The sequence below is a fragment of the Kitasatospora sp. NPDC051164 genome (assembly GCF_044455625.1).
Classification (GTDB): domain Bacteria; phylum Actinomycetota; class Actinomycetes; order Streptomycetales; family Streptomycetaceae; genus Kitasatospora.
This window is the reverse complement of record NZ_JBITFB010000001.1, coordinates 571,531-580,598: the sequence shown is the minus strand read 5'-3', so window position 1 is coordinate 580,598 and position 9,068 is coordinate 571,531. Positions and strand designations below refer to the sequence as shown.

The following is a 9,068-nucleotide window of genomic DNA, read 5'->3' as shown; positions in this document are numbered from 1 at the left end:
GGCGCCCGCGCCCCCCGCCCCCCCGGGGGGGGGCGGGGGCGCCGGGGGGCCGGGGGGGCGCCCCCCCCCGCCGCCGCCCCCCCCCCCGCCCCCCCCCCGGGGGGGGGGGGCCCGCCCACGGCGGCCTTGACCTTGTCGCTGATGGCGGTGGGGAGGGGGACGTAGCCCTTCTCGCCGATGGCCTTCTGGGCGGTGTCGCCGATGGTGTAGGTGAGGAAGGAGTTGAGGGTGTCGAGGGTGTCGGCCTTGTTGCCCTTGTCGCAGACGACCTCGTAGGTGGCGAGGACGATCGGGTAGGCCTTGTCGGCCTGGGTGCCGTAGTCGAGGGAGAGGGCGAGGTCGCCTTCGGTGCCGACGACGGTGGAGGTGGCGAAGGTGGCGGCCGCGTTGGCGGCGGTGGCCTCGACGGGATGGGCGGCGCCGGTGGCGATCTTGGCGCTCCTGAGGTTGTTGATCTGGGCGTAGGACAGCTCGGCGTAGCCGATGGAGTTCCTGACCTGCTTGATCTGGGCGGAGACGCCGGCGCTGGCGTTGGCGGACTGGCCGCCCTTGCTCTTCCACGCCTTGTCGGGGGAGGCGGTCCAGGCGCCGCCGGAGGTCTTGGCGAAGTAGGAGGTGAGGTTGTAGGTGGTGCCGGAGTCGTCCGAGCGGTGGAAGGACTGGATGTCGGCGTCCGGCAGCTTGGCCCCCGGGTTGAGGGCGGCGATGACCGGGTCGTTCCACTTGGTGATCTGCGAGTCGAAGATCTTGGCGGCGGTCGGGCCGTCCAGGATGAGGTTGTCGAGGCCGTCGACGTTGTAGACCAGCGAGACGAGGCCGCCGACCATCGGCAGGCCGATGGCCCTGCCGCCGGTGCAGACCACCTTGGAGGCATCGACGTCGGCAGGCTTGAGCACGTAGTCGGTGCCGGCTAAGGCGGCGGGGGTTGAGGCGGAACGCGGCGGCCGCGCTCTTATGACAACGGCATTGACGTGTGGCGCGGGTCACCGGTTTCATGGCTCGCACTTCCCGCGCACGCCTCCCCTACGGTGCGCGCGGCCTCCCACCCACATCCCCCACACCCCCCACGACCTAGGCGGTGATCCGTTGGCATCGACGGTGAAGGACACGGGCGGCGGCCCGAGAACGGACGCGGGCAGCTCCCGCGTCGTGATGCGGCAGTCCCTCGGCCTGCTGGACGGCGCGGCGATCGCCGCGTCCAGTACGGCCGCCACCAGCAGTATCGGGATCGGTCTGGGCCTGATGGCCGGGGTCGTCGGCCTGCACCTGCCGGCGATCATGCTGCTGGCCTTCCTGCCGGTGCTCGCGATCGCCGGCGGGTACGGCCGGTTGAACGCGGTGGAGCCGGACGCCGGCTCCAGCTACCGGTGGGTCGGGCGCACCCTCAGCCCCTGGCTGGGGTTCCTCACCGGGTGGGTCAACACGGTCGGCACGGTGGTGTTCATGGCGTACACCACGACCGTCACCGGCTCGTCGGTCATCCAGCTCCTCGACCTGGCGCACGTGCGCAGCGTCGCAGGCCTGCGGCTGGACGCGGACTCCACCGTCCAGTGCACCCTGCTCGGCCTGGTGGTCCTGGTCGGCGCCGCGCTGGTCGCGGTGCGCGGGCTGGAGATGGCCGCCCGGCTGCAGAAGGCGCTGCTGGTGTTCGAGTACGCCGTGCTGCTCGGCTTCTGCGGGTACGGGCTGTTCGCGGGTGACCAGCCGTTCTCGCTGCAGTGGTTCAACCCCTTCGACATCCCCTCCTTCGGCGCCGTCGCGCAGGGCATGGTGCTGGCCGTGTTCTGCTACTGGGGCTTCGAGTCGGTGTTCAGCGTCGGCGAGGAGGTGCGCGACCCGCGCGACGCCTCCCGGGCCGGCCTGCTCGCCCTGGTGGTGATGATGCTGCTGTTCCTGCTCGCCGGTACGGCCTTCCAACGGGTGCTGCCGATCGACGAGTTGGCCGACAACGGCGCGCACGGGCTGACCTACTTCGGCACCAAGCTCGCCCACCAGCCGCTCGCCGCACTGCCGTTGATCGCCCTGACGTTCTCCGCGATGGCCTCGCTGCAGTCCTCGGTGATCCCGACCGCCCGCGGGATGTACGCGATGGGGCGCGACCGGGTGCTCGGCCCGGTCTGGACCCGGCTGCACCCCCGGCACGCCACACCCGCCGTCGGAACGCTGCTGATCACCGGTATCGCCGTCCTCCTGGCCCTGGCCTCGATCGCCATCCCGACCGTCAACGACCTGATCTCGGCCGCCGTCAACGCGATCGGCATCATCGTCGCGCTCTACTACGCGCTGACCGCCATCGCCGCCGCCGTCCGGTTCCGCGGGCTGCTGCGCACCGACCTGGCGGAGGGACTGCGCGCCGTGGTCGGCCCACTGCTGGGCGCGGCGGCGCTGCTCGCCGTCGGTGGCTACCTCGCCTGGACCTTCTACGACTCCGCCGACCACTTCGAACTGTCCGCCGACAACGGGTGGTTCGAGCTGACCGTGGTGACGCTGATGGTCGTCACCGGGCTGCCGGCGGCGGCCTGGGCCCGCTGGCGCCGGCGTTCGCCGTACTTTCAAGCGAACGCGACGGGGGATGTCAACTCCCTTGTCAACGAATCGTAAGAACCGCAAGAGATCCACGGGACACGAGCTCCACGCGACGCAAGGATCCACGGGACACGAGCTCCACGCGACGCAAGATCCAAGTAGCGCAAGAGATCCACGAGATGTTCACGAGACGCAAGAACGGAGCACCAGCCATGACCGAGGCCGATCTGGTCTTCACCCGTGGACCCGTCCACACCGGTGACGCCGCCCGGACGAGGGCGACCAGCCTGGCGGTCGTCGGCGAGCGGATCGCCGCCGTCGGGCACGACGAGGTCCGGGAGCTGATCGGGCCGAAGACCGAGGTGGTGGACCTCACCGGCAAGCTGCTGCTGCCCGGATTCCAGGACGCGCACATCCACGCGGTGTTCGGCGGAGCCGAGTTGGCCGTCTGCGACCTCACCGGGACGGTCGGCGTCGCCGACTACCTGGAGCGGATCCGGGCGTACGCGGACGCGCACCCCGGGCAGGAGTGGATCACCGGCAGCGGGTGGTCGATGGAGAGCTTCGACGGGGGCCTGCCGACCCGGCAGCTGCTCGACTCCGTCGTCCCCGACCGGCCGGTGTACCTGACCAACCGGGACCACCACGGCGCCTGGGCCAACACCCGGGCGCTGGAACTCGCCGGCCTCACCCGGGACACCCCCGATCCGGCCGACGGGCGGATCGAGCGCGAGGCCGACGGTACCCCGGGTGGCACGCTCCAGGAGGGCGCCACCGCCCTGGTCGCCCGGCTGGTGCCGCCGTCCACCGCCGCCGACCGGCTGGACGGGCTGCTGCGCGCCCAGCGGCTGCTGCACTCGCTCGGCATCACGGGCTGGCAGGACGCGCTGCTCGGCGAGTTCAACGGCCAGCCGGACCCGTCCGACGCCTATCTGGCCGCGGCGCGCTCCGGCGCGCTGACCGCCCGGGTGACCGGCGCGCTCTGGTGGCAGCGCGACCGGGGAGCCGATCAGATCGTCGAACTCGTCCGACGGCGCGAGGAGTTGAGCCACGGGCGGTTCCGGGCCGGCTCGGTGAAGATCATGCAGGACGGTATCGCGGAGAACTTCACCGCCGCGATGACCAGCCCGTACCTGGACGGCTGCGGCTGCGCCACCGCCAACTCCGGCCTCAGCTTTGTCGATCCGGAGGCGTTGCGCGGGTACGTCACCGAGCTGGACGCGCTCGGCTTCCAGGTGCACTTCCACGCGCTCGGCGACCGGGCCGTCCGCGAGGCGCTGGACGCCGTCGAGGCCGCCCGCGCCGCCAACGGGTGGCGCGGCGCCCGGCACCACCTCGCCCACCTCCAGGTGGTCCACCCGGAGGACCTCGCCCGCTTCGCGCGGCTGGGCGCGATCGCCAACATCCAGCCGCTCTGGGCCGCCCACGAGCCGCAGATGGACGAGCTGACCATCCCCTTCCTCGGCCCGGAGCGCGCCGCCTGGCAGTACCCGTTCGGCGACCTGCAGCGCGCGGGGGCCACCCTGGCGGCGGGCAGCGACTGGCCGGTGAGCAGCCCGGACCCGCTGGCGGGCCTGCACGTGGCGGTCAACCGGATGGAGCCGGAGGCCACCGACGGACGGGTCTTCCTGCCCGAGCAGCGGCTCGACCTGGGCTCCGCGATCGCCGCGTACACGGCCGGGTCCGCGTACGTGAACGGGCACGACGACGCGGGGGTGCTGGCGGCCGGGCGGCTCGCCGACCTGGTCGTCCTCGACCGGGACATCCTCACCGGGCCGGCCGAGCGGATCGCCCACGCCCGGGTGGAACGCACCTACGTGGGCGGCGAGTTGGTGCACGCGGTGGAGTGAGCCCGGTCGCGGGCTTGGCGGGCTTGGCGGGCCTGGCGGGCCTGGGGGTCTTCGGGGGCTTCTCGGGCGGCGCAGGGCGCGCGACGGCCGCCGGTGGTGAGCGCACGGGGGCGCGCCACCGGCGGCGCCGTGCCCGCCGGGGGCGTCGTCAGCGGTCCCGGTCCCGGCCGCTGCCCGCCGCCCGCAGGCGGGCAGCGGCGGCGTCGAGGAGGAGGTCCAGCGCGTACGGGTAGCCGCTGCGGCGCATGTCCGTGGTGAGCAGGCCGGCGGTGGCGGCGATGTGCGGGTGGGTGGCGGCGTCGAGGCGGGCGTAGGAGGCTTGCCAGACCTCCAGGTCCGCGGTCGCGGCGGGGGCCGGGAGGGCGAGCGCGGCGGCGTCCAGGGCGGCGAAGCCGAGGCTCTGGTCGACGAAGGCGTGGTAGATGCGGACGGCCTCGAGGTCCGGGAAGCCGGCGGTGCGCAGGATGCCGAGCATGGCCTCGACGGCGGCGGTCTCGTGGGTGCGGCCGGTGGTGCGGTGGGCGGCGAGCAGGGCGGCCTGCGGGTGGGCCTGGTAGGCGGCGTGGATGCGCAGGCCGATGGCGCGCAGGTCGGCCCGCCAGTCGCCGGTGGGCTGCCAGCCGTGCTGGGCGCGGCCGATGAGCTCGTCGGCGATCGCGAGCAGCAGGTCGTCGGTGCTGTGGAAGTAGCGGTAGACGGCGCTCGGGTCGGCGCCGAGCGCCGCCCCGAGCCGCCGTACGGTGAGCGCCTCGGCGCCGTGCTGCCCGATCAGCCGCAGGGCGGTGTCGACGATCAGCTCGGCGGAGAGGACGACGCCCTGCTTGGTGGGGCGCCGACGTCTCCGCTGCGGTTCGGGGACTACGCGGTCGTTCATGCCCGCAGGCTATGTCAACACCGCTGACGTAGAGAAGGGGCGAGGCGAGGCGTACGGAGCGAAGGTCCCGGGACGGTGGCCGGTCAGACCACCCGCCGCAGCCAGCCGTGCCGGTCCTCGGCGTGCCCGTACTGGACGTCCAGCAGGTGCTCGCGGATGCCGAGGGTGTGCTTGCCGGGCGCGCCGCCGCCGACGGCGAACTCGTAGCCCTCGCCCTTGAACCCGACGATCGGGGTGATCACCGCCACGGTGCCGGCCGCGAACACCTCGGCGACGGTGCCGTCGGCGGCGCCGGAGCGCAGCTCGGCGAAGGTGGCCGCGCGCTCGACCGGGGTCAGGCCGAACTCGGCTGCCAGGGCCAGGATCGAGTCCCGGGTGACCCGTCGAAGATGGTGCCGAGCCCGGGAGTGACCAGCTCGCCGGCCGCGGTGACCAGGCACAGGTTCATCGTGCCGGACTCCTCCAGATCGCCCTCGCCGCCCGTGTCGTCCAGGAACAGCACCTGGTCGCAGCCGTGCTGCTTCGCCTCGATCTGCGCGGCCAGGCTGGAGGCGTAGTTGCCGCCGCACTTGGCCGCGCCGGTGCCGCCCCGCCCGGCCCGGGTGTACCGGCTGCTGACCCAGAGCGTGATGCCGGTGACGCCACCGGCGAAGTACGGCCCGGCCGGGCTCGCGATGACCGCGTAGGTGACCTCCTCGGCGGGCCGGACGCCGAGGAACGCCTCCGAGGCGAACATGTACGGCCGCAGGTAGAGGCTCGCCTCGCCGCCGGAGTCCGGCACCCACGCCTCGTCCGCGCGGACCAGCTCCTCGACGCTCGCGAGGAAGTCCTCCTCCGGCAGCACGGGCAGCACGGGCAGCGCGAGCCGCTCGGCGGAGCGGGCAAAGCGGCGCGCGTTGAACTCGGGGCGGAACAGCCGCACGCCGCCGTCGGCATGGCGGTAGGCCTTCAGCCCCTCGAAGATCTCCTGTGCGTAGTGCAGCACCGACGCGCTCGGGTGCAGCGAGAACGGCGCCAGCGGCCCGACCCGGCGGTCGTGCCACCCCTCGCCCGGCGTCCAGGTCGCGGTGGCCATGTGGTCGGTGAAGAACTTGCCGAAACCCGGCGCGGCGAGGACGGCGCGTCGCTCCGCCTCCGGTACGGGGCCGGCCGTCCGAACCCGAGGGAAAGCGCGATTTATCGTCAACTCCTCGGCGCCGAGGCGGAATCCGCCGGATCCGGCGCCGACCACCGGCGCCTCACGCGTCATGCTAACGGCCGTCAGTCGGACGGGATACGGGCCGCCCGGGTCTCCGCGGTGACCGTGCGGGGGCACCGACGGGGCATCGACGGGCTGCCATGGGGGTGCCCGCGGGTTCCCCTGGAGAGGCCGGACCGCACGGGCGGACTCAGCCGGGGCAATCGGGGCCGGGAGTGGGCCTGTTCGAGTGAGCGGCGCGTGGTGTCGCGGGGGCGGCCGGGGGAACGGCGGTTACGTAGGTTGGCAATCTCCCGTCGTGGGCCGTGGCTTCGGCCGTCGTCCCGCCTTCCGTGATCGGAGCGCCCCCCATGGCCGTACCCACCACCTTCGACCACAGCGCGGCCGGCTACAGCCTGCCGCACGCCTACTGCCTGGCCAAGGCGGCCGAATTCGCCTACCAGGACGACGCCGCCATCGACGAGCAGGCCCGGGCCTGGGGCTTCGGCGATGTGCGGCACCACCAGACCCGGTTCACCCCGCCGTTCCCGGTGGAGGACACCCAGGCGTACACCATGGGCAGCGACCGGATGATCGTCGTCGCGTTCCGCGGCACCGAACCGCGCGAAATGCGCGACTGGCTCACCGACTCCACCACCCCGCCCTGGCCCGGCCCCGCCCGGACCGGCCATGTGCACTACGGCTTCGCCGAGGCCCTCGAGTCGATCTTCCCCGACGTCACCAAGGCCGTCGCGGAGCTCCGGACGAACGGGCAGAGCCTCTGGTTCACCGGGCACAGCCTCGGCGGCGCGCTGGCGATGCTGGTCGCGGCCCGCCTCCATCTGGAGGAGCCGCGCCTGCACGTGGACGGGGTGGTCACCTTCGGGCAACCGCGCACCTGCGACCGCGCGCTGGCGGACGCCTACGACAAGGGCCTCGACGGCCGGACCCACCGGTTCGTCAACAACAACGACATCGTCCCGCAGCTGCCGCCGGAGCCGGCGTTCACCCACGTCCGGACGCTGCGCCACTTCGACGTCTCCGGTCGCATCCAGGAAGGCACCGGACTGATCGCCGGGCTGACGGGAAGGGCCAAGGGCCTGGGTGAAGCGGCCTTCGCGTCGACCGGGGAGGGCATCCGCGACCACCTGATGCGCAACTACCTCGCGGCCCTGGAGAAGAACCTCGGCTGACCGTCGGCTACCGGCTACCGGCTACCGGCCAGTGGCCACTGGCGACCGGCCACCGGCCGCCTGGCCTCGTCGGTGGTGCCGAGCACCCCTTGCGGGCTGCCCGTCCCGCCGCCGGCCGTGCCCCCCCGCCGAGGTGCTCAGCCCTCGGCGGGGGCCGGCGCCCAGGACCTGCCGTTGTAGGAGTAGCTCGGGGCGCCGTGCAGGCCGACCGTACGGAAGGGGCGGCCGTTGTCGTTCACGGTGACCTTGCCCTGGCGGTCGCCGCTGCTCCACTCCAGCTCCAGGTACCAGCTGACGTCCTGGGAACGGGTGGTGGCGTCCACGTCGATCACCTGCGGGTCGGTGTCCGACACCCGGTAGGGGAAGTCGGACACGGGGGTCTTCTTCGCACCCTCCTTGCCCGGGACGGGGACGGCACGCGGCGTGGGCGAGTCGAGGTCCACCGCGAAGGACGCCGGGACGAGGTTCCCGCCGCAGCCCGCGCCCGGGGTGTAGGCGTTCCACTTGGGGGCGGGCTGGGTGCCGGCGATGTGCACGTAAACGGTGTGCAGGACGACGGGCGTGGCGGTCGCGCCCTGGGCGGTCAGCTCCAGGCGCAGGTGCCCGGCGGGGACGGCCTGCTGCGCGGCCGCCCAACTCCCGGTGCGCGCGACGGTGTCCGGGGGCGGGGCCACCTGGGCGGGCGTGCGGGCGGAGAGGAACCACTGGCCGCAGGGGCTGCCCCAGTTGTCGGTGAGGACGTTGACGTGGAAGGGGGGCGGGTTGTCCTCGGGGGCGGGGGTGGGGACCGGAGTGGCGGCGTCCGTGGGGGACGGGGGTGCGGCGGCGGGTGGGGCGGCAGCCGTGGGGGCGGTCGTGGCAGCCGCCGTGGCCTGGGCGTCGGCGGCGCCCGTCGGGGTGGTGCCGGGGCCCGGCGTGCCGCCGACGTCGTGCAGGAGGAAGGCGGAGACCACGGCGGCCACGGCGGCGACGGCCACCGCGCTCAGCAGCACGCGGGTGCGGGTGCGGTTACGGCGCCGCGGTTCGGCGGCCGGGGCCACGGGGAGCACGGTTTCCACCTCCTCGGTCGGCGCGGGAGCCGGCGTGGGAGCCGCTGTGGGGGTGGACTCCGGGTCCAGCGCGAGCTCCGGCGCCGGCGCCGGAGCCGGCTTCGCTCCCGCTGCTCCCGCCGAGCCCGCCTCCCGGCGGCGGGCCGCGTCGGCCAGGATCCAGCGGCGGTGCAGCTCGACCAGTTCCTCGTCGCGCGCCCCGCAGGCCCGGGCCAGGCGTTCCACCGGTGCGTACTCGGCCGGGACGGCGGCGCCGTTGCAGTAGCGGTGCAGCGTGGAGGTGCTGACGTGCAGCCGGGTCGCCAGCGCGCCGTAGCTGCGGCCGGAGCGCTCCTTCAGCTCCCGCAGCGTCGCCGCGAACTCGTCGGTCTCCACGCCCATGCCCTGCGCACCTCTCAC

6 protein-coding genes and 1 pseudogene are annotated in these 9,068 nt (G+C 73.7%); 3 read left to right on the top strand and 4 right to left on the bottom strand.

The window, feature by feature from the left end; all coding sequences use genetic code 11:
• Positions 1–896, bottom strand: an 896-nt coding sequence (locus ACIBEC_RS02525; protein WP_396287670.1) for a phosphate ABC transporter substrate-binding protein PstS, incomplete at its 3' end; no start/stop codon positions are given.
• 190 nt (positions 897–1,086) lie between these two features.
• Here ACIBEC_RS02525 and ACIBEC_RS02520 point away from each other — a divergent pair.
• Positions 1,087–2,601 (top strand): APC family permease, encoded by a 1,515-nt coding sequence (locus tag ACIBEC_RS02520; protein WP_396287669.1) that lies wholly within the window; start codon positions 1,087–1,089, stop codon positions 2,599–2,601.
• A 137-nt stretch (positions 2,602–2,738) separates the two neighbouring features.
• Complete coding sequence (locus ACIBEC_RS02515) at positions 2,739–4,376, top strand: amidohydrolase (protein ID WP_360490646.1); 1,638 nt, start codon at positions 2,739–2,741, stop codon at positions 4,374–4,376.
• Between the two features lie 148 nt (positions 4,377–4,524).
• Here the strand turns inward: ACIBEC_RS02515 and ACIBEC_RS02510 are convergent, their stop codons facing one another.
• Both ACIBEC_RS02510 and ACIBEC_RS02505 read right to left on the bottom strand, forming a co-directional pair.
• Positions 4,525–5,250: a TetR/AcrR family transcriptional regulator gene (locus tag ACIBEC_RS02510; protein WP_360490643.1), complete on the bottom strand. Its 726-nt coding sequence runs from the start codon at positions 5,248–5,250 to the stop codon at positions 4,525–4,527.
• Positions 5,251–5,333: 83 nt separating this feature from the next.
• Positions 5,334–6,430 (bottom strand): annotated as a pseudogene (locus tag ACIBEC_RS02505) (branched-chain amino acid aminotransferase).
• A 368-nt stretch (positions 6,431–6,798) separates the two neighbouring features.
• Between ACIBEC_RS02505 and ACIBEC_RS02500 the strand changes: the two are divergent.
• Positions 6,799–7,620 carry a lipase family protein gene (locus ACIBEC_RS02500; RefSeq protein WP_360490640.1) on the top strand — a complete coding sequence of 274 codons (822 nt, stop codon included), beginning with the start codon at positions 6,799–6,801 and terminating at the stop codon, positions 7,618–7,620.
• 137 nt (positions 7,621–7,757) lie between these two features.
• On the opposite strand, the gene ACIBEC_RS02495 is transcribed toward ACIBEC_RS02500, so the two are convergent.
• A complete protein-coding gene (locus tag ACIBEC_RS02495; RefSeq protein ID WP_360490637.1) occupies positions 7,758–9,050 on the bottom strand; it encodes a helix-turn-helix transcriptional regulator in 1,293 nt (430 codons plus the stop codon).
• Positions 9,051–9,068: the final 18 nt, after the last annotated feature.